Annotated in this window: 24 protein-coding genes; 1 reads left to right on the top strand and 23 read right to left on the bottom strand. The window is 48.5% G+C overall.

Annotated elements, in window-relative coordinates; genetic code table 11:
• Position 1: 1 nt before the first annotated feature.
• The 16 genes from NYE74_RS08185 to NYE74_RS08110 all read right to left on the bottom strand — a co-directional run bounded on the left by NYE74_RS08185 (position 2) and on the right by NYE74_RS08110 (position 16,965).
• The gene (locus NYE74_RS08185) at positions 2-1,114 is read right to left on the bottom strand and encodes an Mrp/NBP35 family ATP-binding protein (protein WP_341004738.1); all 1,113 of its coding nucleotides are present in this window, start codon (positions 1,112-1,114) and stop codon (positions 2-4) included.
• 59 nt (positions 1,115-1,173) lie between these two features.
• The gene (cwlD, locus tag NYE74_RS08180; RefSeq protein ID WP_036619562.1) at positions 1,174-1,944 is read right to left on the bottom strand and encodes an N-acetylmuramoyl-L-alanine amidase CwlD; all 771 of its coding nucleotides are present in this window, start codon (positions 1,942-1,944) and stop codon (positions 1,174-1,176) included.
• A 70-nt stretch (positions 1,945-2,014) separates the two neighbouring features.
• Complete coding sequence (sat, locus tag NYE74_RS08175; protein ID WP_124333536.1) at positions 2,015-3,184, bottom strand: sulfate adenylyltransferase; 1,170 nt, start codon at positions 3,182-3,184, stop codon at positions 2,015-2,017.
• A 49-nt stretch (positions 3,185-3,233) separates the two neighbouring features.
• A complete protein-coding gene (locus NYE74_RS08170; RefSeq protein WP_124333535.1) occupies positions 3,234-3,926 on the bottom strand; it encodes a phosphoadenylyl-sulfate reductase in 693 nt (230 codons plus the stop codon).
• Positions 3,927-4,342: 416 nt separating this feature from the next.
• Complete coding sequence (locus tag NYE74_RS08165) at positions 4,343-5,356, bottom strand: tyrosine-type recombinase/integrase (protein WP_445323395.1); 1,014 nt, start codon at positions 5,354-5,356, stop codon at positions 4,343-4,345.
• A 341-nt stretch (positions 5,357-5,697) separates the two neighbouring features.
• Complete coding sequence (locus tag NYE74_RS08160; RefSeq protein WP_341004737.1) at positions 5,698-6,912, bottom strand: tyrosine-type recombinase/integrase; 1,215 nt, start codon at positions 6,910-6,912, stop codon at positions 5,698-5,700.
• Between the two features lie 84 nt (positions 6,913-6,996).
• Entirely contained in the window at positions 6,997-7,227 is a 231-nt protein-coding gene (locus NYE74_RS08155) for a DNA-binding protein (RefSeq protein WP_316561570.1), read from the bottom strand.
• Positions 7,228-7,717: 490 nt separating this feature from the next.
• Entirely contained in the window at positions 7,718-8,140 is a 423-nt protein-coding gene (locus NYE74_RS08150; protein WP_316561569.1) for an RNA polymerase sigma factor, read from the bottom strand.
• 423 nt (positions 8,141-8,563) lie between these two features.
• Positions 8,564-10,897, bottom strand: coding sequence for an FtsX-like permease family protein (locus NYE74_RS08145; protein WP_341004735.1), 2,334 nt, complete (start codon positions 10,895-10,897; stop codon positions 8,564-8,566).
• Positions 10,894-11,577 (bottom strand): ABC transporter ATP-binding protein, encoded by a 684-nt coding sequence (locus NYE74_RS08140; RefSeq protein WP_341004732.1) that lies wholly within the window; start codon positions 11,575-11,577, stop codon positions 10,894-10,896. Before NYE74_RS08140 ends, NYE74_RS08145 begins: the two co-directional genes overlap by 4 nt.
• A 150-nt stretch (positions 11,578-11,727) precedes the next feature.
• On the bottom strand, positions 11,728-12,420 hold the full coding sequence (locus NYE74_RS08135; protein ID WP_341004733.1) for a transglycosylase domain-containing protein: 693 nt from the start codon (positions 12,418-12,420) through the stop codon (positions 11,728-11,730).
• A gap of 41 nt (positions 12,421-12,461) precedes the next feature.
• On the bottom strand, positions 12,462-14,279 hold the full coding sequence (locus NYE74_RS08130; protein ID WP_316561835.1) for an ABC transporter permease: 1,818 nt from the start codon (positions 14,277-14,279) through the stop codon (positions 12,462-12,464).
• Complete coding sequence (locus NYE74_RS08125) at positions 14,276-14,959, bottom strand: ABC transporter ATP-binding protein (RefSeq protein WP_341004732.1); 684 nt, start codon at positions 14,957-14,959, stop codon at positions 14,276-14,278. The genes NYE74_RS08130 and NYE74_RS08125 overlap by 4 nt, the downstream gene beginning before the upstream one ends.
• Before the next feature lie 73 nt (positions 14,960-15,032).
• The gene (locus tag NYE74_RS08120; protein ID WP_341004731.1) at positions 15,033-16,070 is read right to left on the bottom strand and encodes a sensor histidine kinase; all 1,038 of its coding nucleotides are present in this window, start codon (positions 16,068-16,070) and stop codon (positions 15,033-15,035) included.
• Positions 16,067-16,774 (bottom strand): response regulator transcription factor, encoded by a 708-nt coding sequence (locus NYE74_RS08115; RefSeq protein WP_341004730.1) that lies wholly within the window; start codon positions 16,772-16,774, stop codon positions 16,067-16,069. Before NYE74_RS08115 ends, NYE74_RS08120 begins: the two co-directional genes overlap by 4 nt.
• Positions 16,771-16,965, bottom strand: coding sequence for a DNA-binding protein (locus NYE74_RS08110; RefSeq protein ID WP_154467164.1), 195 nt, complete (start codon positions 16,963-16,965; stop codon positions 16,771-16,773). Before NYE74_RS08110 ends, NYE74_RS08115 begins: the two co-directional genes overlap by 4 nt.
• Before the next feature lie 169 nt (positions 16,966-17,134).
• Here NYE74_RS08110 and NYE74_RS08105 point away from each other — a divergent pair, with 169 nt between their 5' ends.
• Positions 17,135-17,491: a helix-turn-helix transcriptional regulator gene (locus NYE74_RS08105; protein WP_154467165.1), complete on the top strand. Its 357-nt coding sequence runs from the start codon at positions 17,135-17,137 to the stop codon at positions 17,489-17,491.
• A gap of 188 nt (positions 17,492-17,679) precedes the next feature.
• Here the strand turns inward: NYE74_RS08105 and NYE74_RS08100 are convergent, their stop codons facing one another.
• The 7 genes from NYE74_RS08100 to NYE74_RS08070 form a co-directional block, all read right to left on the bottom strand.
• A complete protein-coding gene (locus NYE74_RS08100) occupies positions 17,680-19,092 on the bottom strand; it encodes a relaxase/mobilization nuclease domain-containing protein (protein ID WP_341004728.1) in 1,413 nt (470 codons plus the stop codon).
• A gap of 84 nt (positions 19,093-19,176) precedes the next feature.
• Positions 19,177-20,916, bottom strand: coding sequence for an ATP-dependent helicase (locus NYE74_RS08095; protein WP_341004727.1), 1,740 nt, complete (start codon positions 20,914-20,916; stop codon positions 19,177-19,179).
• Complete coding sequence (locus NYE74_RS08090) at positions 20,909-23,083, bottom strand: ATP-dependent nuclease (RefSeq protein ID WP_341004725.1); 2,175 nt, start codon at positions 23,081-23,083, stop codon at positions 20,909-20,911. Before NYE74_RS08090 ends, NYE74_RS08095 begins: the two co-directional genes overlap by 8 nt.
• A gap of 212 nt (positions 23,084-23,295) precedes the next feature.
• Positions 23,296-23,595 (bottom strand): CD1845 family protein, encoded by a 300-nt coding sequence (locus tag NYE74_RS08085; protein WP_341004724.1) that lies wholly within the window; start codon positions 23,593-23,595, stop codon positions 23,296-23,298.
• On the bottom strand, positions 23,592-23,903 hold the full coding sequence (locus tag NYE74_RS08080; protein ID WP_087290291.1) for a hypothetical protein: 312 nt from the start codon (positions 23,901-23,903) through the stop codon (positions 23,592-23,594). Before NYE74_RS08080 ends, NYE74_RS08085 begins: the two co-directional genes overlap by 4 nt.
• Before the next feature lie 163 nt (positions 23,904-24,066).
• Complete coding sequence (locus tag NYE74_RS08075) at positions 24,067-24,411, bottom strand: plasmid mobilization protein (RefSeq protein ID WP_341004722.1); 345 nt, start codon at positions 24,409-24,411, stop codon at positions 24,067-24,069.
• Positions 24,408-25,472, bottom strand: coding sequence for a DUF3849 domain-containing protein (locus NYE74_RS08070; protein ID WP_445323394.1), 1,065 nt, complete (start codon positions 25,470-25,472; stop codon positions 24,408-24,410). The genes NYE74_RS08075 and NYE74_RS08070 overlap by 4 nt, the downstream gene beginning before the upstream one ends.

The raw sequence follows: 25,472 nt of genomic DNA, 5'->3' as shown, positions 1-25,472 counted from the left end.
GTCAGTCTTTTTCGCATTTGCCGGCGATCTTTACGGCCAGCTCATCATACAGTTTACCGGTCGGCGTATCCGCTTTATATACCGAAGGCGAGAAGTCGGGCTCCGCCGGATGATTGTCCGGCGCGCCCAGCGGAATTTGCGCGAGCAGCTCGGTATGGAGCGATTCCGCCAACCGGGCGCCGCCGCCTTTGCCGAAGATATATTCCTTTTCCCCGCATTTCGAGCATTCATAATACGCCATGTTCTCGACGACGCCCAGCACCTCGTGTTCGCTTCTTAACGCCATCGCCCCCGCTCTGGCCGCCACGAAGGCCGCCGTGGCATGCGGCGTCGTTACGATGATCTCCCGGCTCTGCGGGATCATTTGGTGCACATCGAGCGCAATATCGCCCGTTCCCGGCGGAAAATCAAGGAGCAGATAATCCAGTTCGCCCCAATGAACATCGTTAAAAAATTGGCGCAGCATCTTGCCGAGCATCGGTCCCCGCCAAATGACGGGATTGTTGTCCTGAATAAAAAAGCCCATCGACATGACTTTTACGCCAAACCGCTCCACCGGAATGATCGCCCCGTCTTCCACGCCGGGCGCCTCCTCAATGCCCATCATATCGGGCACGCTGAACCCGTAAATATCCGCGTCGATCAATCCGACCCGCTTGCCTTGGCGGGCCAGCGCGGCCGCCACATTTACCGTAACGGTCGACTTGCCGACTCCGCCCTTCCCGCTGGCCACGGCAATAAAATGCACGCCGGACGCAGGATCGAGAATCGGCAGGCTCTCCAATCCGGCGCCGTGACCCTTCAGTTCCCTGCCGCCTTCCGCCTGCCCGGATGCGCCGCCGCCGAAGCCGCCGGCTTCTTCCCGCTCCCGCTCCGACGCTTCACGGAATCGAATATGTACGTCAGGCACGCCCGCCTCGGCCAAACGATAGCGGATTTCCCGCTCTACTTGCGCCAGTTCCCCGCTGTCCTTGTCCATGCAAACTACGGTTAAAGCCACCCGGTCCTCTTTGATCATCATATCGCGAATCCATTGCATCTCCACCAGGCTTCGCTTTGTCGTCGGTTCGGCAACGGGACGCAAGGCAGCCTGAAGTTCATCCTTCGTTAACAATGAAAGCACCTCGACTTCATCAGATAATTGGCTGGTTCATCATGATGTTTATTATAGCATTACCTGACGCCGTCTGCTGGGCTTTTGATTTTTTCGCCGGAGTAATAGCGCAGTATCCCTTGATAAATCGAAGCGGCGACTCTACGCTGGTAGGCTTCGCTGCCGAGCAGCGAGGCTTCATCGGGATTGGACAGAAAGCCGACCTCCACGAGCACCGAAGGTACCTGCACCGCCTCCAGCAAATAAACGGTTTTATCCGACGGCTTGGCGACCCGGTCCGTATTTTCCAGGTTGCGTTTCAGCTCTTCCTGAACAAGCGCCGCCAAATTGGCGCTATCCGCATGATTGGGGTAGTAAAACGACTGGGCCCCGCGCCAGCGCGGCGACGGAATGCTGTTCATATGAATGCTCACCAGCAGATCAGCCTGCTTCTCCTCAACAAAACGGACCCTGCGCTTCAAATCCTCCGTTTTGCGTTTGCTGTACCCTTGCGTTCCTTCACTCGCGAGATCCTTATCCACTTCCCGCGTCATGACGACGACCGCCCCGGCCTGCTGCAAATAATCGCGCAAATACAGCGATACGGCCAGATTGATGTCCTTTTCGATCAGCCCCTGCCGGCTGACCGCGCCCCCGTCCGGACCGCCGTGCCCCGCATCAAGCGCAATAATCCGCCCCGCAAGCGGAAGGCTCCAGTATTTCCACACCTTTTGCGCAGGAGCTTGATACATCGCTATGCCGATGAGCAGGGCAATAAGGACTGCACCGATCAGCGCTTTTTTGATATGGTTCAAGGTTATCCATAACGTTACCTTATCTTTTCCGCCCATAAAAAAGCCACCTTTCTCCCTCATGACATTAACCATGATATGGGACAAGGTGGACAAATATGACTGGCCGTTAACTTGTTACTTGCGATTTCATGCCTTCAATCAGCACCTGGGCCACCTCGGGGCGGGTAAACTCCGGCGGCGGGCAGATCCCCTCGCGGAGCAGTCCCCGCACTTTAGTGCCGGATAAAGTCAGATGATCCTCTTTCGGATGCGGGCAGGTTTTGCTGGAAGCCATGTTGCCGCATTTCGTGCAAAAGAAGCTGTGCTCGAAAAAGAGCGGCGAAATGCCAAGCTCCTCGGCGGTAAAGTTCGTAAAAATCTCCTGCGCCTCATACGTTCCGTAGTAATCGCCGACCCCGGCATGATCGCGCCCGACGATGAAATGCGTGCAGCCGTAGTTTTTCCGCACCATCGCATGGAAAATCGCTTCACGCGGGCCGGCGTAACGCATCGCCGCAGGGAATACGCCCAAGAACGTGCGGTCTTTAGGGTAATAATTTTCGAGCAGCGTCAAATAGCTCTTCATCCGCACGTCCGCCGGAACATCGTCGGACTTGGTCTCGCCGACCAGGGGGTTCAAAAACAGGCCGTCCACGATCTCCAGCGCGCTCTTTTGGATATATTCATGGGCCCGGTGCACCGGGTTGCGGGTCTGAAAGCCCACGACCGTCTTCCAGCCCTTCTCGGCGAATATACGGCGCGTGTCCGCCGGATCGAAGTAAAACTCCCGGAAGCGGGCCGGCTGCGGCCGATTCAGCACCTGTACCGAACCGCCGACATAATACGGCGAACGTTCAAACAGCTTTCTTACGCCAGGGTGCTCGATATCGTCGGTTTTGAAGACGTTTTTGGCTTCCTCCCCATGGTCGACTTCATAAATGCTTCCAATTTCAAGCAGCCCGTAAATAACGCCGTCCTGTTCTCCGGTCAACGCGACCTTTTCCCCTACGGCCAGCAGCTTCGCCTGCTCCTTGCTGACGGACAGGGTAATCGGGATGCTCCATACGGTACCGTCGGCCAGACGCATCCGCTGTACCACGGAACGGTAATCCGCTTCGTTCATAAACCCGGTTAACGGGGAAAAAGCGCCGACCCCAATCAGGTCCAAATCGGATATCGTCCAGGCATTGATAGGAATCGACTGAAGTTCCCGCGCCAACGCCAATAATTCATTACGCTCCTCGCCGGTTACGAGTTTGTTCACCAGGCTGCCGCCATGCGGTAATATCGCCGTCATTAGATCTCCCCCAATTTCCATTTCGGTTGTAGCTTTCGCAACCCGCGTCTTACTTGTGCAAGCCGCATTCCGTCTTTTCCGTGCCGGACCAACGCCCTGCCCGCGGATCTTCGCCAGGCATAACCGGCCGCGTGCAGTGCTTACAGCCGATGCTCGGGTAATTGCGATCGTGCAGGGGGTTGTAAATGAGCTTGTTCTCGCGGATGTAGTTCCATACGTCGTCCGATGTCCAGGCTGCCAGCGGATTAAATTTGACCAGCCCGAATTTTGCGTCGTATTCGACCTTCTTGGCATTGGCCCGGGTCGGCGCCTGGTCGCGGCGAATTCCCGTAATCCAAGCCTCGTAGCCGCCAAGCACGCGGGTCAGCGGCTCCACCTTGCGGAGATTGCAGCAGGCGTTCGGATCGGATTTCCACAATTCATCCCCGTACTTCTCCGCCTGCTCCCCCGGCGTAAGCTTCGGGGATACACGTACAAACTCCAGATTATATTGGGCCGCAATCGCATCGCGCGTCTCATAGGTCTCTTTAAAGTGAAAATCGGTGTCCAAATAAAAAATATCGGTGGATGGACTGATCTTCTGCAGCATGTCTACAATTACGACATCTTCCGCGCCGAAGCTGCAGGCGAAAGTGATGTTTGGAAACGCCTCGACCGCCCAGGCAATAACTTCCTGCGGGGTAGAGTTTTCAAATTCCTCCGCCTTCGTGTGAATCAGCTGTTCTTTTTCCAATAAATTCAATGATTCCGACCTCCCGTTCAGGTTTGTCTAAGAATGGAATAAAACCGACTAATCAGATTAGAATTATATTTTTAAGTATAAAACATAAACATGAGAAGTCAACCCAAAAATTTCATTTTGGAAAAAAGCCCAGCTTTCCAACTTGGAAAGACTAGGCCAGTGTGTAAATTGCTACAATGATATATATGAATTGGGACATCTTTTATGTGTATGTACGAAAAGGCAAAAAGCCCTCCTCCGGGATCGGAGAAGGGCTGTATTTGCAAATATTAACGTTTCGAGAACTGAGGCGCGCGACGAGCGGCTTTGAGACCGTATTTCAATCGTCTGAGCGCTGATTTTCCTTGATATTCCGGGCTTTTTTGAACCTCGGCCCCTCGGTTGTCCTATTCCTTAACCCAAAGAATAGGCCACTTTTATGAGGGGACAGCTTGATGAAATGCAGCATTTACTACATCGAATAGCTGTTCTGGTTTATTATACTTTACTCTTGCATAGATGTCCATAGTTGTCTTGCTGTTCTCATGTCCGGCAAGGTACTGGACCGTCTTGGGGTCAACACCTGCATACAGAAGATTGGTGATGTAGGTATGCCGCAGCAGGTGCGGTGTCACATCGAAGTCCAGGCTATACACAATGTTGGGATTGTTTTTCTGATGTCCTCCCAGGCTTGGCTGAACAGTGTACTTGATGCTCTGTCCGTTCACATACTTATAATAGGTACGCTCCTTGGTAGACCGAACAACGATGTACTGCCAGACACGTTTGAACTGCGAATATGACAAGGGCTGTCCCTCACTATCGGCAATCACATATTCCGATTTGGAGGCAGCCTTGGCTTCCCGCAGACAATTCACAAGGCATTTGGGAATGGGAATATCCCTTCTGGCCGCTTTCGTCTTAAGCGTTGTAGAGATAACTGGTCTGTTATGCTCTGCTCGCCATGCGCGCCGCACAGAGATATATGGAGTGGGTGCATCAAGGAACACACAATCCCATTGCAAGGCGAGAGCTTCTTCCCGGCGCAGACCGGCATATAAACCGATCATGGTAAACAGATACGGCGGAAGTCCTTTAACGGTTTCCAGCAGCACTTCCACCTGCTGGTCTGTCAGCGAATCTTTCTTTTGGGTCGGTTTCCCACCCTTTGCCGAAATTCCCTCACACGGATTGTATTCCAGCAACTGGCTCCGCTCTGCCGAGTAAAAAATGCACTTGAGGAGCATATTCACCGTATTGTGCAGGCTCTCGGACTTATTGGACAATGGGATCAGCGCCAGACGAATATCATCCGCTGTTACTTCCTCCATATACATATCTCCCAAAGGCTTGATGATGTAGTTCTTCATATTGGAGGCATAGCCCTTCAGTGTAGCCGGTGACACTTTTGCGGATTGCATCAACAGCCACTTCTCACAATACTCGGCCACAGTAGGATGCTCCCGATGGAAGATGATCTCCGCTACCTGGCGTCTCGCTTCCTGCTCCTTATCGTACAGTTCCTCACAGGTAGTCCCATACAAGCTCACCTGCTTACCGTCTGCGTCCAGAATCCGGGTTCTGTAATACAGGACACCCTTTCGTGTGACTGTTCCATATTGAGGTATGTTTTTTCTTCTTTGCCATAATGAATTTCCTTTCTCGCGTGGTGATGTATCTACACCTCCTTTTTATCAGAGATTTCAAATTGAATCAAAGATACGGCCAAGGAAAAACTAAGAGCGAGACATCCTTGTCTCGCTCTTGCTTCATTTTCTGAATTATTCGGGACTTACACAGCGTCCCATAAGTCAAAGGCACAGCCCATCGTTTTGACAAGATCATCGGGTCTGTTGTATTTGACCTTTGCGTAAATATCCATTGTGATTTTGCTGCTTTCATGGCCCGCCAAATATTGAACTGTTTTGGGGTCCACTGAAGCATGGATTAAGTTTGTGATGTATGTGTGCCGCAGCTGGTGCGGTGTCACTTCAAAATCCAGGCTATATACCACATGGCCGTTATTCCTGGCTTTTTCTCCGAGTTTCGGGTAAAGCATATATTTTACATACTTCCCGTCAACAAGTTTTCTGGCCATTCTCGGCTTTGCAGTCCTCGTCACAATATACTGCCACAGTCGCTTAAACTGCGTGTAGGACAGCGGATCGCCGTCCCCATTGGCAACCACATAATCCGAAGTGGATTTTTTCTTTGCCTCTTTCAGACACTCTACCAGACAAACCGGGAGAGGAATGTTTCTCTGTGCAGCTTTGGTCTTTAGCTCGGTAAGAATGACCGGCCTGTTATGCTCTGTATGCCATGCCCGTCGTACCGTCAAATACGGAGCCTCCGCATCCAGATACACGGAATCCCATTGCAGCGCCAGAATTTCCTCCCGCCGCAGACCGGCATATAAACCAATCATCACGAATACATAGGGCGGCAAGTCCCGGATCGTATTCAAAAGTTGCTCGACCTGTTCATCCGTCAACGCTTGTCTTTCTTCCTGGGGAACTCCTCCGCCCTTTGCATCCAGATAGATGGTCGGGTCCTCGTCAATCACATGGCTTTCTTTGGCTGCCCGGAAAATGGACTTGCAGAGGATCACCACAGATTTATAGACCGAAGCAGACTTCTTGGAAACAGGTACAAGGGCAAGCTGAATGTCATCCAGAGATACATCAGCCATCCGCTTCTCTCCCAGCCCGCTGATAATATGCCGCCGCACCTTGGAGGTATAATCTGTCAAGGTGGTAGCCCGAACATGGACAGACTGCATCAGCAGCCATTTTTCACAGTATTCAGCAACCGTAGGCGATCTCCGGCGGAATGTAGTGCTGTCAATCTGCTCTAACGCCTCCAGCTCCTTGTCATAGAGTTTTTCCGGCGTCTTTGCATAAAGCGCAACTCTGTTTCCATCCGAATCTTCGACTCTGGTTCTATAATATTCAATGCCGTTAAGCACGACCGTACCATATTGAGGAATTGCCCTTTTTCTTTTTGCCAATTCCGTCACCTCCTAAGAATAATGTCCAGCGCTGTAACTTTGTTTTATCAGACATTTTGGGTTCCAGCAAGGATACGGAATAGCTCAAGCTCTGGCGCTTCGCGGCTTACGGTATGTAGTGCTTTTTTCCACCGGCTTTGCACGATGGGTGCATTTTGCGATATACTCCTGAAGGCCAGCATCTGTAAAGTACACGCAACCATTTTGCACATACTGAACATAGGAAATTAGCCCACTGTTTCGAGCTGCATCCAAAGTGGCAATGCTAATCCCCAGTAATTTGGCAGCCTCTTTCCGCGAAATCAATTTTTCCATAGGTAGTCCCCCTTTCTGTCAAGGATGTGGTTGTGGCTTTCAAAATCACATGAATGCGCTGGCAACCGAAGCTGCCAGCGCATGGTATCTGACTTTGAAAGATTTACTCGCCACATTTGCCACGCGCCCCTGACGATAGGGACATTCCTGGTCTCCGCTGGCGCGGATGTCATAACTCTGCAGCGTCGTTTTACTCGTGCGCCGCAGGGTTCCCCCCAAGTCTTTAGGAGGCCGTGAGGAAGTATCTTTAGGCCCCCATGCAGTCACCGCGCCCCGAAGTGCCGCCTCCGGGTCTCAGGCTTGCGTTGATCGCTCAGGACAGCCGGTTCATCACCTCCTTGGCTTGTCCTTCTTGGCGGCGCGCCTGATTCGCTCGTACATGGGTTATGTACCAGAAATGCCGTCTATTCGGTTGTCAATGTACCAATGAAGGGGAAGAATTGTCCTTCTAATAGTAGTGAAGAAAACGGCGATATTTTGTCCATGTAAATTAAACTTTTTCCATTTTCTTGGCCAGATGTTTTAAGCCGCGCTTGATGCTCTTATATACCCAACTGAGATCAATATCTTCCGCCTGGGCAATCTCCTTGACGGTCATTCCCAGGTAGAACCGGGCATAAATCCACTTGGCCTGTTTGTCCGGCAGCTCCATCACCGCAGCGTAGAGCTGATTGCGGAGCTGCTTGTCCTCCAGAATTTCTTCCGGGGTAAGCGGGTGCTGCACAATAGCTTTCTCAATGCCGTTATCACAGTCCAAGGAGTAGTGCGCTTTGTAGTTATACATCTGCCGCAGGTAGCGTGCTTCCGCTCGTTTGTCGGCCAAAAACACCGCCTGCACTTCATCGGTTACTTCCAGATAGGTGTCCGTTTTATAAATTTCGGGATACAGCTCCCGAAGATTGATCTTCTGCATTATGTACCTCCATTTCGGTTCACGGGTCCAGTTGACGGGTGAGCCGAAATGGGGCGGAGAACGGCACCGGCATAATTCGGGGCTATTCCACAAAAAACGACAAACAAAAACGCCAGTCTCCCGCAATGGGAAACTGGCGTCAAGCACATTTCTTTTATAGCTGCCGGTCAGCCGGTAGGATAATGCCGGTGGCGGAGTATAGGGAGCCGGGGCATGAGCAAGGCTTTTTTTGATGAACTACATATTACTGCTCTCATGGCGGCTCCCTCCTTGGGCCGCCGGTCCTGGTATCACTTTCCTTCAGACATAAAGAAAGCGGCGGCCTTGATTTCTCAAAGCCGCCGCTGGGTATATGGGCGTGTCAAAAGGGCTGCTGTACGACGGCTTTTTTTCTTTTGCCGTCGTGCGGCAGATTAGTATTTATTACAATTCGTTGATGGTTTCTGTAATTGCCATTCCGCGTATCCGTTTAGACGGCGCATAGGCTGCCAGGAAAGCTGCTGCAAAATCGAACAGGAAAATAATACAGAGCAGTGGTACTGGTAAGCTCCAGGCTGTACCAAAATACTTCGTAAGCAACATGATGTGCAAATATCGGCTCAAAAGCAATCCGGCTACGCAACCCACTACAAGGCCAGAAATGGCATAAGTGAGAGACTCTGCTGTAATCATGCGCGCAAGCTGACTGCCATCCATTCCAACCGCTCGCATTGCGCCATATTGTTTGATGCGGGCTGTCACACTCATCGAAATGCTGTTGATAATATTGAACAGCGTAATCATAGCGATAATTGCAAGGAAACTATATAATATGAATTGTGCAGCCAAGTAAGTCGCCGCATCTTCCTGATTGCCTTGCCGCAAATCATCAAAAATAACATCATTGCTAACCAGATTGTTGATTTGCCGGATCGTTTTATCGTCTGCATCGGCGTCCAGTTGTATGCCAACCAAGCTGTAATTTGTTTCTCCTGTTAGCCATTCAAAGGTTTCAGGAGAACAGATCACACTGTATTCACTGGAATATACGCCATCAGAAACAGCACAGGTAATGGTAACTTCCTTGCCGTCAATCTGAATCGTATCCCCAACCTGTAAAGGGTTATCTTTGTTGCTGATCGTCATAACCTGTCTGTTGTTCCCGTAGATGGCCGACAAATCCCCTTCCACTACGCTACCTGATGAGCTATCCAGCAAGTAGTCTGTATAAGACATAAGGCTAACATGGTCGATCCCTTCTCTGGATGAAGTTGCAGGAACATTTTCGAGATATGCGACACCATAGGCACCTTCCACATGTGGGATTTCTTGAATCTCATTCAGCAGGTCCGGCTCCAGCAGAAGGGCATTTGCATACCCGTTCAAAGTAATATCCGGCTGCCAGGATCGCAGGGATGGCACCAATTCATGAGCAAAATCAAGCCCCACAGAGAAGCAAAGGAACAGGATGATGCTCAGGGAAAAACTGGCCGTCATGAGGAACCAATTTTTTTTAGAAGCAGTTGCATGATGAACGCCTAATGTACATTCGACTTTTCCCAAAATCAGTCTTGCGGTGTGGTGTGTCGTGGGAATTGACTCGATGTTTCCGGAAACAGCTGCCACTGGAGAAACCTTTGACGCACGTTTTGCGGGAGCCTGCGCCGCCAGCAAAACGGTCACAAGGCCAACCACCGCACCGCTAATCAATCCAATCGGGCTGAGCGAAAAGACTGGAGTACCCGCAAATTCGCCGCCAATTCCGTAGCGAAGCAATGCACATACGGCCCATGTGATGACTGTACCTAAAATAAGGCCAATCGGGATTGCTGTTTTGCACCAGTTGAGTGCCTCCAGTCTTACAAACCGAATCACTTGTTTACGGCTTGTACCGATGCAGCGCATCATGCCAAAGAACTTTGTCCGCTGAGCCACCTGGCTGTTCATGCTACCGGAAATCATCAGCACCCCGGCCAATAGAACCATAACAAACAAGATGGCCGCTAACCCGTAAACATTCCGCATGGATTCATTGCTGCTTTGTCCGGCAAGGCCCATAATAGCTGTATTTTCATGAATACTGCCCTCTGGCAAATTGTACTGTGCTTGAATTTCAGCAATAGCGTCAGCAGCTTTGGCCGCGTTTTGAAACTGCACATAGCAAGCAGGGTCATAGTCCGAAACGCCATTTTCGTTCATTAGTGATACAAAAGCACCTTTTGTCATATAAACGGCAACCAGATATGTCTGTCCTTCGTAATACTCCTGATCGTCTGAACCAAAGCCAGATATAATAAAATCCACATTTCCCGCCGGTGTTTGAACTGTTACAGAATCGCCCAACTCCACCTCCAGCGCGAGTTTGGCATTTGAACTGAGCACCACTTCTTGGTCACTCTGAGGGAAAACGCCTTCCTCCATACCATCGGCCAGTTGCGCCAAATAGTGTTCATCCGTGCCATATAGTGTTGCTTTTCGTTCACCTATGGTATAGGGCTGGTCGGCATCCTCATTGAATACCGCTGACCATCCAACGGCGGTGACATCGGGACGGTTGCTGATTTCTTCAGCAATTTCATTTGAAATATTGTTCACCTGGATATGCCAGTTGCCGTGCTTAGCTTGCATAGTAACTGTTTCACCTCGGATAATCATATCCGCAGCACTAAAGATTGTAGTTACAAGCAGAACAGAAATAATGATGCAAAGAATCATCATTCGATTTTGACGTTTCCGTACCCTTGCAGAAATTGGGATCAGGCTTAAATAACTTCTCATTCCCGGCACCTCCCAAAATCAGTCACCACGCCATCCGACACCCGCAGGATACGGTCAGCGGTCTGAGCGATGCTCTGGCTGTGCGTAATCATCACGATGGTCTGCTCATACAGCCGGGAGGCTTCTTTCAGCAGGGCAATCACTTCGCTGGTATTCTGGGTGTCCAGGTTGCCGGTGGGTTCATCAGCCAGGATCAGAGCCGGGCGGGTAATCAGCGCACGGCCAATCGCCACACGCTGCTGCTGGCCGCCGGAAAGCTGGCTGGGCAGATGGTTGCGCCGTTCTTTCAAGCCCAATACCGTCAGCAGTTCTTCCAGATACTTTTTGTTAGTCTTTTGATAGTCCAGCAGCACCGGGAAGATAATGTTTTGCTCCACCGTCAGCTCCGGGATCAGGTTGAAGCTCTGGAAGATGAAGCCGATGTTCCGCCGCCGGAATACCGTCAGGTTGCGTTCCTTCATCGAGAAAATATCTTTGCCGTCGATAAACACTTTTCCAGAAGTGGGGGTATCCAGCGCGCCGATCATGTTCAGCAGCGTACTTTTACCGGAGCCGGACTCACCGACAATCGCAACGAACTCGCCCTTGGGGACGGAGAAAGTCGCCTGTTTCAAAGCGTGGACCGTAGCTTCGCCGGTCCCGTATGTTTTAGAGATATTCTTGACCTCTAACAAATTCATATCAGATTACACCTCTTTCTGTCTTGGTATAGAAAGAGTAGCACGTCAACCCTACTGCATTATGACAGCGACCCTACAATTTTGTAGGAATTGCAATTAAAAAACAGCGGCCTTGATGGTTCCATCAAGGCCGCTGCCTGTATAGCTGAATTATTTGAAGATTGATTGTGCCTGATCTTCGGTGATATAGCCGTATTTTACCATTTGTCTGACCACATATTTCTGCCGTTGCTCCGCCAAGGCCGGGTTTTCTGTTAAGGAGTACACAGAGGGGGCATTGGGAATGCCCGCCATAAGGGTACACTCATAATTCGTCATCTCAATGGGCGCTTTATTCAAATATCCTTTACAGGCGTCACCAATGCCGTAATAGCCATCCCCAAAATATATGGAATTGACATACAGCTCCAGGATTTCGTCTTTCGTGTAGGTGTGTTCCAACTGGAACGCCACAAACATTTCTGCAACCTTACGAATAAAGCTCTTTTCCTGCGTAAAATACATATTTTTGGCAAGCTGCTGCGTAATTGTGCTGCCGCCTTCCCGCAGGCTCCAGGTGGTCAGATTATTCCATGCAGCCCGACCTATGGCAATCAGGTCAATTCCAAAATGCTGTTCAAAACGGTGATCCTCAACGGCTACAACGGCATTCAGATATATTTTGGGAAGTTCTGATAACTCCGTATAGCTCGAATCAGACTGGATTTCCTCTACTTTGCTTTCAAGACTTTGCTGGGTCAGCGCCGCCTGATACATCTGGTAACCACGGCCAATCAATACGCAACCCGCCATAACCGCAACGGCTACTACAAGGAGCAACAACCGCAAAATGGTTTTTCTCATGGCACGTTTTTTCCTGTGTTTGTACCGGCTCATAATTCCTGTCACAGTTCGTTGATGGTTTCCGTCACCGAGATTGTCCGCATTCGTTTGGCCGGAGAATATGCGGCAAGCACCGCCGCAGCAATGACAAACAGTACGATGACGGCCAGCGATCCGATAGGCAGGCTCCAGGACGCATAAGGAAAGTGATCCGTGATAAGGAAGTCATATATTACTTTACTGAAAGGCAGACCAACCGCACAGCCGATAATACAGCCCCAAAAGGCGTAGGTGAAGGCTTCTGCCAGAATCATTTTGGAAAGCTGTCGGCCATCCATGCCGACTGCCCGCATAGAGCCATACTGCCTAATACGGGCCGATACGCTCATGGAGATGCTGTTCACGATGTTCAGCACAGTAACCAGCGTGATAATGCCAAGAAAAGCATAGACGCAGGCAACAAAGGCAAAATAAGTGCCAGATGTGCGTTCATCCCGCTTATCGTTCATGGTATAACCGCTTTCCTCCACGATTTGACGAATGGCGGCTACATCTTCATCCGTTGCGTCGGAAGTAGTCTGAATCATAATGAGCGAATAATCGGTGATACCTGTTAGCCGGGTAAATGTCTCGTCAGATGTAATCAGGGTGATCTTGCCACCAGTGAGACCATCCCCACTGAACGGGTCATATTTCAACAGCCCGGCAATCGTGATCTGCTCGTCCCCTATGAGAATGGTATCTCCCACGGCCCAGGGACTGTTCTGATCCCAAGTTGCAAGGACAAACTCGCTGTCACCATAAACCTCTGATAAGTCGCTTCCCCAGCGGAGTGTACCGTCTTTTTGGAGAGCCTTCAGGTCAAAATCGTCAAAGGAAACCAAATCCAAAGTGCTGGAAAGGGTCGCGTCACCATCCAGACCGGCAGCCACGTCGAAGCTGCTTCTGCGACCATAGACTTGTTTTACGCCCTCCATTGCTGAAAGCGTCTGTACCAAATCGCTGTCGATGGAATTGCCTCCGTCACTACTTGAAATATCAATATCAGAGGTGGCAGCCGATTGCGGCATCAGGTGATCAACAAAATCAATCAGCACAGAAAAGCTCAAAAACAGAATGATACTCAAAGCAAAGGAGCCAGTCATCAAAAACAGGTTTTTCTTTGCGGCCACAGCATGGTGAATCCCCAGCGCCGTTTCAATCCTGAGAAAAACTGTATGGACAGCGTGATGACCTGTTTTTGTTTTTTCGGAATTTCCAGAAACCGCCGCAACGGGGGAAACCCTTGCAGCGTGTTTGGCTGGGGTTCTCGCCGCCAACAGGACAGTAATCACACCCACCAAAATACCGCTGACTATTCCAATGCCACTGATCCCAAACAGCGGAATGTTTGAAAATTCTTCCCCAACAAGAAATCGTAGAGCAGCACATAATACCCAGGAAACCAAAATTCCAAGGACAAGACCAATGGGAACGGCGGTTTTACACCAATTTAAGGCTTCCAGGCGGACAAAACGGATAATCTGCTGCTTACTCATACCGATGCAGCGCATCATGCCAAAGAACTGGGTGCGCTGCGCCACACTGCTGTTAATGCTGCTGGAGATCATCAATACCCCGGCAATCAGAACCAGCAGAAACATTCCAGCCGCCGTAACCATCAATGTCTGCCCCATTGCGGTGTCCATTAGACTGTTGATAAGCGAAAACTCACCATGCTTATCTGACAGTCTGGATTGTTCCATCCGAGCGCCCATTTCCGCCATGCTGAAAATAGCCGTGACCATAAACACGGCGAAAATGATGCAGAGCAGCGTCATGCGGTTTTGCCGCCGGTGAACCCTTGCAGAAATTGGGATCAGGCTTAAATAACTTCTCATTCCCGGCACCTCCCAAAATCAGTCACCACGCCATCCGACACCCGCAGGATACGGTCAGCGGTCTGAGCGATGCTCTGGCTGTGCGTAATCATCACGATGGTCTGCTCATACAGCCGGGAGGCTTCTTTCAGCAGGGCAATCACTTCGCTGGTATTCTGGGTGTCCAGGTTGCCGGTGGGTTCATCAGCCAGGATCAGAGCCGGGCGGGTAATCAGCGCACGGCCAATCGCCACACGCTGCTGCTGGCCGCCGGAAAGCTGGCTGGGCAGATGGTTGCGCCGTTCTTTCAAGCCCAATACCGTCAGCAGTTCTTCCAGATACTTTTTGTTAGTCTTTTGATAGTCCAGCAGCACCGGGAAGATAATGTTTTGCTCCACCGTCAGCTCCGGGATCAGGTTGAAGCTCTGGAAGATGAAGCCGATGTTCCGCCGCCGGAATACCGTCAGGTTGCGTTCCTTCATCGAGAAAATATCCTTGCCGTCGATGAACACTTTCCCAGAAGTGGGGGTATCCAGCGCGCCGATCATGTTCAGCAGCGTACTTTTACCGGAGCCGGACTCACCGACAATCGCAACGAACTCGCCCTTGGGGACGGAGAAAGTCGCCTGTTTCAAAGCGTGGACCGTAGCTTCGCCGGTCCCGTATGTTTTAGAGATATTCTTGACCTCTAACAAATTCATATCAGATTACACCTCTTTCTGTCTTGGTATAGAAAGAGTAGCACGTCAACCCTACTGCATTATGACAGGAACCCTACAATTTTGTAGGAATCAAAAAGTTGATCGTAAAGGTTGTTCCAACCCCAAGTGTGCTATCCACCTCAATCGTTCCATTGTGTGCTTCTATAATGGCCTTTGCCAGCGGCAGGCCCAACCCGATCCCTTGCATATCTTTTGAAAACCGGCTGCGGTAAAACCGCTTGAAAATGTGGGGCAGATCTTCCGGGTGAATGCCGCTGCCATTATCACTTACAATGATCTGAATGACAGACGCAAAGGCTCTCCATGAAATGGAGATTGTTGCGCCTGCCTTTGTATGGTCAATGGCATTCTTCACCAAATTGCTGACTGCCTCTATTAACCAGGTTTGGTCACAGAAAAGGGTGATTTCGTCATCGCCAGAGAGTATGAGAGTTTTTTCCTGTTGCTGTGCTTGATAGGAAAAATGCCTTTTAACATATTCCATCATATCTGCAACATATTGGATGGATTTTTCCAGAGTGATCGTCCCTGCATCCAGCTTAGTGATTTTCAAAAGATTTTGCACAAGATTTTCAATCCGATCCAGTTCCTGCTCAGAGAGGGAGGCAAATTTCCTCAGTTCCGGGTTATCGCTCACTTCCTGTTGAATCAAACCATTGTAAATATTAAGTGCAGCAAGAGGCGTCTTTAACTGATGGGAAATATCGGAGATGGTATTCTTCATAAAGGTTTTGTCGCGGCCTTCGTTCTCGGCATGAGCGTTCAAAATCGCAACCAGGGAATTGACCTCATGGAACAGCCGGTATAAGTCGCCTTCATCATCACACTCGATACGCGCATTTCGGTTTCCTGCAATGTATTCCCGAATTTGCTCTATGGCTCCATTCATGATTTTGCTTTGTTCTCGAAAATACAAATACAGGGCGATAAGAACAAGCAGTATCATCAACACGGCGGCTGCTAACACATAAAAGACTGTATTCTCCAATTTCAGAGCAATAAAAATGATTGCAGTTGCGGTGAAAACTGCCATTATCAGCAATAGACACAGAAAAAGGCGGTTGATTTTTCGATTGACCAGTATTTTCATAACAAACCTCTATCTGTTTCGTTCCACTTGTATCCCATGCGGCGAACCGTCACTATTTTTTGAGGATCGGCAGGATTATCTTCGATTTTCGTGCGAAGCCGCCGGATATATACAGTCAGGGTGTTGTTATCAATGTATTTTTCATCGCAATCCCACAGCTTGCTCAAAATCTGTTCAGGTGAAAGGACGATATTAGGATTTTCCATGAACAGACACAGCAGCTTATATTCGCTGGCGGTCAAGCTAACTGTGACACCGTTTTTAGTTACTTCCTGTTTGAGAAGCTGAACCTCTATACCATTCGATTTCAAGGCAGTGTTGTTATCTTGTGCCTGATTATAATTTTCGCTGCGACGGAGAAGGGCATTGACTCTCGAAAGAAAAACGGCCAGCTTGAACGGTTTAGTAATATAGTCATCACCGCCAATATCAAGGCCCATAATAATATTTGTTTCCTCGTCGGCAGCAGTCAAAAACATAATCGGGACTTTAGAAGATGCCCGGATTTTTTGGCAAAGATCGAAGCCGGAACCATCCGGCAAAGTTACATCCAAAACCGCCAAGTCATAATTACCATTTGCCCATAGTTGTTCCGCCTCCGCGATTGTACGAGCAATCGTCAACTCATATCCTTGCTTTTGAATTGCGAATGACAATCCATTGATTAAACTTAAATCATCTTCTACAAAGAAAATGTGCTTCATTTGACTTCACCCTCCTTACTGCGAGTGCTTTTATATCTTTTGTCAGCTGGTTTTTGAGAATCTTTGGGTATCAGCCAGACAGTTCCCATTTTTACTGCACCGGGGATGCGCCCATCGGTACAATAGTAATTTACCTGTCGAACTGAAACTTTCCATTTTTCACTTGCCTCTTTGAGCATCATGTAATCCATCTTCACACCTCCAGCAATCCATTCTATTATATTTCTATCGCTCGAAGAATACAAGCCTACAACCATGCTCCCAACGAAAAAATCGGTATAATCGTGCTGGTAAGCCGGAATGATAAGGTTATTCCTCAAATCAAACCGGAACGATACAATATTATTGAGGTGAACGATAATGCCGATTGATGATTTGGCTGCCTTGGGGGAGGCACTCCGCGCAGCAAGAAAAGAAAAAAATCTGACGCAGGAACAGTTAGCTGATGAAGCTCATGTTTCTACCAAACAGATTGCCGATATTGAAAAAGCAAGGAGAAATCCTTCTTATCTGATCTTGAAAGCATTGGCAAAGGTGGTTCATCTTTCTCTGGACTCGCTTATGTACCCGGACCTCACGTCGGACGAAGCAGGACAGAATGAGATGAAGCTGCTGTATATGAACTGTCCGCCGGAGATGCGAGAAACCTTATTGCACCACACGCGAGGATTTACCGAGGAGCTAAAGGAACTTTCCAAGAAACTTGAAACAAAGTAGGCCAGTGAGCGAAATTTGAAGGTTTCGTCACTGGCTTATTTTATTCCTGCGGGAAAGAGGCAAGCAATGCCCCTGGATAGCCATTCGGCTTCCGGCGCTGCTTGTTGAGGGTATCCCCCAAGCCCCCATGAACGCAGAATTTCATTCTGCGGCTGCGCGTTCTGCGAACGCTTTGGACCACGATCAGCTCACCGCTGCTCGTGGTCTTTTTCTCTTCCCGTATCATGTTCCGCCTCCATGTTTAAGAGCCGATCCACATTGGCCTTTGCCGCCAGCAACTCCCGCATTTCCTCACGGGAGCGCCGGTACTCGACATAGGTCTCTTTCTTTTCCTCCAGGAGCTTGGCATACTCGGCTTGCAGCTCCTTGACCTTGGGCAACTTCTTGACACCCATATCGTCAAAGGCATTTTTGACCGCTTGATGGAGCAGGATTTCTTCCTCATGTTCCTCTCGGAATTTCTTGGAGTAACCGGCGTGTCTGTAAGCGACATAGGTGTCGCGGGTCTTGGCATAGTTGACGATATGGGTCCGCAGGATGGCGATCTCCGCCATGCGTTTCTCCGCCGCCTTGATTTTTGCAGATAGCTCATTGTGGTGGGCCGTGGCCGCCGTAGCCTTTTCCTCCAGCACCGCATACTCCAGCAGGTTATGCTCGGTGAGATAGTTCACGGTCTGCGCCATCTGTTTCAGATTAAAAACCTTGGCCCACCGCGCATACCCGGCACCTTTTCCGGCCTGGAGCTTTGCCTGGATGTCAACCAGCAGATTGACCTTCGGCGGATCTGCTTGCTTGACCGGCTTCCGACGGGGTGTATGCTCCTTTTGACCAGCGAGGACAGCCAGCAGGTCCTCCAGGGTGTAGCCATCGCCCAGGCTGTCCAAGCGGGACACTTTACCCCAGCCGGGGAGCTTCAAACGGTAGGATTTCCCACGCTTGGATACTTCACAGCCGGATTCCCGGAGCAGCTTCATCAGCTCGTCCAGGTCAGCAGGTTTTTGTGCCAGGGCGTTGTCAATGGCAGCACGGAGCAATTCCCGATGGGACGGTTTCGCCTTGTCCCCCAGCCACTGATCGTAGCTTTTCCCGTGTGGCTTTGGGTTCTCGACAATGGATAGCCCGTTCTCAATGCAGATGGTGTCACTCAATCGACGGACAGCTTTCGTGCTGCCCCAAAAGTTACGAAACTTCCTGTCACAGTCCAGGTTGACTGAACTCCAAATGATATGATTATGGACATGAGCCTTGTCAATGTGGGTACAGACGATGAAGGCGTGTTTTTTCTTCGTAAACCGTTTGGCAAATTCCACGCCCAGCCGGTTGGCTTCCTCCGGGGTGATTTCCCCAGGGCAGAAGGACTGGCGGACATGGTAGGCGATCACATCGTCGGCTCCACGGACCCGTCCGGTGGTGACAATATACTGACGCTTAGCCAGCATGAACTCGGCGTCGGCCACACGGCTGTCGCACTCATAACCAGTGATGAGTCTACCGTGGTCGGTCTTTTGCGGGTTGGCCACATAGTCAATAATCGCGCTGATGGCACGGCTCTCGGTCCGGCCCTTGCCAATATGCAGCGGCATGATACGCGTGGTCGCCATTGCTATCAAACCTCCTCTGAAAAAGAATAGCGGCCTGCCGAAGCAGACCGCCGTAGGTATATTTTTTATCATTTAGTCTCAATTTTAGAGCATATCAGCAATTAAGGAAAGTTCATCGGTTGAAGTATATTGGGAACCGTTTCTTGTGGTTCGCCCACTTTCACTAAATAAGTACAAATTCTTTTTAGCTCTAGAGCAAAGAACATAAAGAAGCTTATAGGTTTCATTTTTTCTACACAATTTTTTTATGGGATCCCGAATATAGTCCCAATGCGGTAGGTATCCGTTCAACAGACCGGCTGCTATAACTGAAGTATATTCTTCGCCTTTAACGCCGTGAAGGGTAGAAATTACCACACCATTTTTTTCTCCAAAATACTTACTGATTGAATTAAAATCTGTGGAAAGCGCATACCTATCTACTCTTGAGCGAATTTCATCAAAAAAAGAATTTGTTAATGCTGACAAAGCTGCTTCTTTGCTTATTCTAACATGTAGAATTGCAAAAACCTTTTCAATTGCGGAGCCTAAACAGGTTATGCCATCTGCATCTGTGCCGCGACAACAATTAACAGCGGAAAGGACATCATAGTTTTGTATATTATCAGGCACCATGATTCTGAAGTCATCTCTAACGATTGAAATAAATTCAGTTGCAATTCGCTTTCTTAACGTCACATTTTTTCCGGATGGAAGAAATAGCAATTTCGCTATCAGAAACAAAGGATTCATGGGATCATACTTTATTGGAGAAATATCTGGTGCATCAAATGGAATGTCCGGAAGTATTATACGTAGTTTTCTAGATAGATCGAACAACATACCCCATTGAGGAGCAATAACACAAATTTCCTCAGCCTTTGTTCCATTTTCAAGTTCTTCCTTTATTAAGGCTGCAATTTCAGATGCCAGATCTGTGTAATAAACGGAATCAAAAAAATGTATTTCACCAAGTTCATCCTTATGCTTTGCAACTGAGTGAGCTTCAGTTCTAGAAACTTCGAATCTGCTATATAAATCCACCAATCTCTGAGTAGAACGATAACAGCCTCTTAGTGACATAGAATCAAAATCTGTTTCATAAAGTGTTTCTAGCTCTTGTTTGGTTTTTGCCACTCCACCTAAAGAGCCATAAATAGCTTGATTAGCATCACCCACAAACATCAAAGTTATTGACTTATTTGCTTTATAAATTTTTGACAATATCAAGTATTGAAGTTCATTGGTATCTTGAAATTCATCCACCAAAATACTACTTATGACTGATGCTATATTTGAACTAATAAATGGGCAAGACGACAGCAATTCCTCTGAAAGAAGCAGAATTGTATCAAAATCGATTTCCTTCTTTTTCTCTAATAAGCGTTCGTATTCAGTCCTAATGTTTTCGTATTGAAAAGGATCATCAAAATTTCTAAGGCGTATGCCAAGGCGCTCCGCTATCTCACGTCCATACTTTTTCTTACAATAATCGTCAATGATTTGATAGCCCTTACAAAGCCTTTTTGAATACATGGCATAAGGACGAATGATATAACGCATACAAAACTGATGAATTGTACCTGCCCAAATGCTTGATAGGTCAATATTCATGTCTTCTAAACGGTTGATAATTTCTTCAGCGGCACGATTAGTATACGTAATTGCTATTTTTATCTTTCTTGAATCTGATTTTTGGAGTACCTGGTATGCCAATCGGTGTGTGAGTGTACGAGTTTTACCACTGCCTGGGCAAGCGGTCAACAAAACATTATTTGGAGCTGTACATGCAGCCTGCTGTTCAGGGGAAAGTTCCTTAAGTATTTCATCTACACCTTCAAACACTCAGACCACCTGCCTTAGCTATAAATAAGGAGACCATATCATTCGGAAACTCATCGCAGAACATTTCTATTGTTTCTCTAATTTCTTTTGAGCTTCTTGCTTCTTTAAATGCAGTTTTCAAATCGTCATAGTCTTCTTCCAAATCGTACGCATTAAAAGAATAGCTTGTCATTTTCCATAATAATTTCTCGGACAAAATGTCTTTTGCAACAAATGCAATTGCATCGAGAATATACATTGGAATCGTGGCACCAGCATCGATCTTCTCAGCGAGCAATGTTGCGTACCAGCCCTTTTTGATATTCTTTGCAACAGTCATTACCGAGTCGTATCTTTCTGCTTCTGTTCCTGATTTAACTGCTAAAACATGTTTCTCTTTTGTAGCAGCATCTTTATATGCACGTTTTATGATTGCGCAAACAAAACGTTTGTTATTATCTTCGCTTGCGAAATCAACTTCAAGGGTATGCGGGGCATAAAATGCACTAACATAAGGATTTGCATCAAAGAGCCGGGACAACTTTTCTCTTCGCGAGGCACCTCTATCCATTGCAACTTGGCTTGACTTTTTTGCTCCATCAACTACTACATCCAAATCTGTCACGATGGAGCACTTTCGCTGTAATCGTGATTCGTCAAAAATGCATGCAACATTTTCAAATCCAACACTTCCAATGTTAATCAGACCAATTCCCATCTCATCAAGAGACACTCCAAGGACTTTTTTGACCAACGCTGGGATCAGTATCTCTTCACCGTCCCCTTCAACCAAAATAACCCCTTTAGAAAACAATAAAACACTCCGCTTTGCATCTAAATATCTCGATAGTATTTTCGAAAAAGATATCCCTTTATATTCTAAAATATCTGCTCCAAACTGATCCAATCCATTGGTAGGTTTCATTACAAGCGATGTCTGTTCATCAACTTTTTTCATGACATTGACCTTTTCAATATCTGATACTTCAGAAAGATGAGTTGAATGTGTGGACATCACAACTTGGGTATATGTATGTGTAACTTGGAGATTATTGAATAAGGTTTTCTGAATATGTGTGTGAATATGAGCTTCTGGTTCTTCAATAATCATAATATTGAGAAGTTCGCGATTACGATTAACCTCGAATTCAACCAGCTTCATAGCAATATACAAAATATTAAGATGCCCTAATCCCAACAAGTCTATATCCTTCTGATTGGAAGGAGAAATCGTCAAATACCTAGCAAGTGTAGCAAAATCTTCTTTTAGCCGTGACTCTAACTTGATTTCTGGCGAATAAATTGCGCCAATCATTTCAAGTAATTTTTGGTTTACCTGACTCCCAATATCGGAAACCTGAGGAATATGAGATATTTTTTGGTTTAGTTCGGAAATTTTTCTCTTTATATCATCGATATCAGTTTCTTCAATATTTCCTTCAATAGTGTCAATAATTTGACGGATGGGGTTTTTCGGTTTTCTAAGTTCTGACTCAACATCGCGAAGAGCATCGATAAATACAGTTGATATATGCTGCCATACGTTCATGATATCGATTTTGCTACCAAGAACAGATTGGTCATCATCCTCAGGGTTTACATACTGGCCGGCGCAAATATCTCCAACGATAGATTTATATACATTTTCGTTTGTAAAATCTGCCTGTGAACGTGATGTATAATAAAATTCGTAGTCACTTAATTTTATTTGAGAACGAACTGCCTCAAATGTACCATTTTGAGCAGCTTCAGCCAGTTCTGCTCTTTTTGCTCTACAAGGGCGAATAAAAAGAGAAACTGTTCCAAAATCTTTATCTCTACAACGAATATACGACTTTAAGAAATCAGCATTTTCCTGTTCTGGAGTAAGTTCAGCACAAAATTCATTACTTTTATCTTCACTTGAAATTTCGTCAAAAAAAGCAGATATTATAATCCAATGTCCTCTCCAGTCTCCAAGAACGTACGAAAAATCTGTTTCTTTGAGACGTTTCGTATTGTAGTAGTAATTATCATCAAGAAGAATTCGAATAGCAGTCAACGCATTTGATTTGCCTGAATCATTTTCTCCGATTATGGTATTGGCTCCTTTGGAAAATTCAAAACGCGCTGTTTTGAGATTTTTGAAATTAACAATCTGAATATATTTTAGATACATAATATCCCCCTTGTTTGTAACTCGTTCCATATAATAAAACACGCCTTATTATTTAGGTGGCATCAATCCTATTTATTGGTCCGTATTTCTAGTAATATATAGTATAACTCATGTCTCATTACCCTTCAATTTTTTTGCGCGTTGTTTTCCTATTTTGAATTGCTGTTTTGAGAATTCCGCCCAAGTAAAAATCCCTCTAGCAAGCAACCTTATCGTGCTGCTAGAGGGATTTCCAGATAGTTTTATCTGTATATCACATTTTGAACCGTAAACTTCAAATCCTGCACCTTGCCCAGCAACCAGAAGGCCAGTTTAGGTAGCCCAAAGGGGCTTATGAGAAACGCGATCACTAGCAGGATAAGGCCGTTCTGCGGAGAGTATGTTACCAGGACGGCCACGCCCAGCAGGGCAATCACCGTACTGAGCAGCCCCAGCACTAAACCGGACACATAGACCAGCCCCACGCAAATCCAGATGGCCAGGGTGAGAAGCAGGATCACCGGCGCAATCACAATCTTCAAAATCAGCTTCAATGCAGTCATTTCATAGCCTCCTCTCGACGATCCAAATACTTCTGGCACAGACGGCGGACCTGGTCCTCGTCGGCCTCGTTTTCTTCCCGGCGTCCCTTTGTCAGCTGAATGGAGGCAAAGGATTCATACTCGACCAGCAGATGGTCAAACAGTTCCTCCGGGGTTCGGCACACATCACCCTCGCAATAGGGTGGGTCCGGGGGCGAGCCGTTGAAGGACACGCAGACATATCCGTACCGGCTCTTGTAAACTTCCAGCTCCATATCCTGGGCCAGATAGTCCTCGAAAATTTCTAAAACCTTTTCAAAGGTCAACATCGGTATCTCAACTCCTTTGTGAGATGTGAGAACACTTTCCTATCTGCCTTTATTATCCGGCAAGGCCCGTCAAAAGGCAAGGATACAGGCAAAAAGAAAAAGCGGAGGGAGGCGCGGCGAAAAGAACGCCGTTCCTCCCTCCGCAGATGGGATAATACCCCTGTCACGAAAGATTGGAGAGCTGGGTCAGGATTTTCTTCACGCCCTCCCATAGCTGCTCCTGCCGCTGGGCTATATCCTCCAGGTCAGCGTCATAGACACGCCCAGTCTCATGCACCCGGCGGGTGAGCTGGTTCAGATTGTTGCTGCTCCGGCGCAGCAGGGATACCAGCTCCTTCAGCTCCGGTAGGTCCAGCTGCACCACATAACCGTCCAGAGCCATCTTCCGCAAATAGGCTTCCCGGTTCTTCGTCCCAAGTTGGGACATTTTCTGTTCAATCAACGCCAGCTCCTCCGGGGAGACCCGGAAATTCACCTGGACATCCCGCTTGCGCTTGGGGGCGCTCACCGTTCCGGCTCCCGTTTCTTATGGGCCGGAGCTTTCGGGGCTGCCTGTTTCGGTTCCTGCTTCAAATGCTCCCGGACAGAGGGCCGGGGCTGGCGCAGCTCCTTGGAGCGATCCTCGCTGGCCAGGATGGTGGCATAGGTTCCGGGCAGCCCTTTCATGCCAGTAAAGGCCAGACTGCGGAACGGCAGGAGGTTCATCAGCCGGTCATGGTCTTTGCTCCCGGCACGATTCAGAAACTCCGGGGAAATGCGGGCCATGTAATGGGTCCCGTGGGGGCTGTTCGGCACATCCGGCGCACGCAGCTCCCGCAAAATCCGTTCCGCCTCTGCTTGGATGTCCTCTGCCGTCAAGGGCTGGCGGCGCAGATGTTCCTCGCGCACCAGATCAATAAACCCATTCAGGACAGCGGGGTGGCTGTTTACGGCATAGCCGCACCGAACGGTATCGGAGTTGTAGTTGGGGATGGTCGTTGCCCATTCTTTGTTACGGGGTGAATAGCGCCCATCCCAGTCCTGGAGCTGGACGGTGTTGGCCAGGACCAGCATGACCCGGTCCATGCCGTAGGTCTCGATCACACCTTTGGCGGCATCGTGGCTGAGATACATCCCGTCATAGTGTTCCCGCACCGCTGCTTCAATGGCCTCCTTGCATTGGAGATTGGCCCGATTGGAGGCCCGGTACTGCTCCAGCTCCCCATGCTCTTTCGCATAGGCAGCGGAGTGAGGATAAATGGCAGCCTTCCGCAGTTCGGCCTGAGCCTTACACGCATCATCGGCCCGGTTCTCAATGCTGTCCCGGATCACATCCATGTAGCCGGTCTCCAGCTGCTCAAAGTGCCGGTATACATCGGCCAGCGGCGTGGGCGAATCCAGCAGCGCCTGGGCCTGGGCGTCGGTCAGTTCCAATTCCTCCATCGCCATCACGATGTCCTCCCGGATGGTGTATTCGTAGGCGTGGTTCAGGACCTCTGCCGGGGGCTGGCTTTTCAACCAGTCCCGGTATTTGTCCTGCTCGGCGGCCATCTTCTCATAGAGGGCCGTATTCAGATCGTTGGGTTTCAT

This window comes from Paenibacillus sp. FSL P4-0127, assembly GCF_038007325.1.
In the GTDB taxonomy this organism is placed as follows: Bacteria; Bacillota; Bacilli; order Paenibacillales; family Paenibacillaceae; genus Fontibacillus; species Fontibacillus macerans.
The sequence above is the reverse complement of the archived record's forward strand: the minus strand, read 5'-3'. Positions and strand labels throughout refer to the sequence as shown.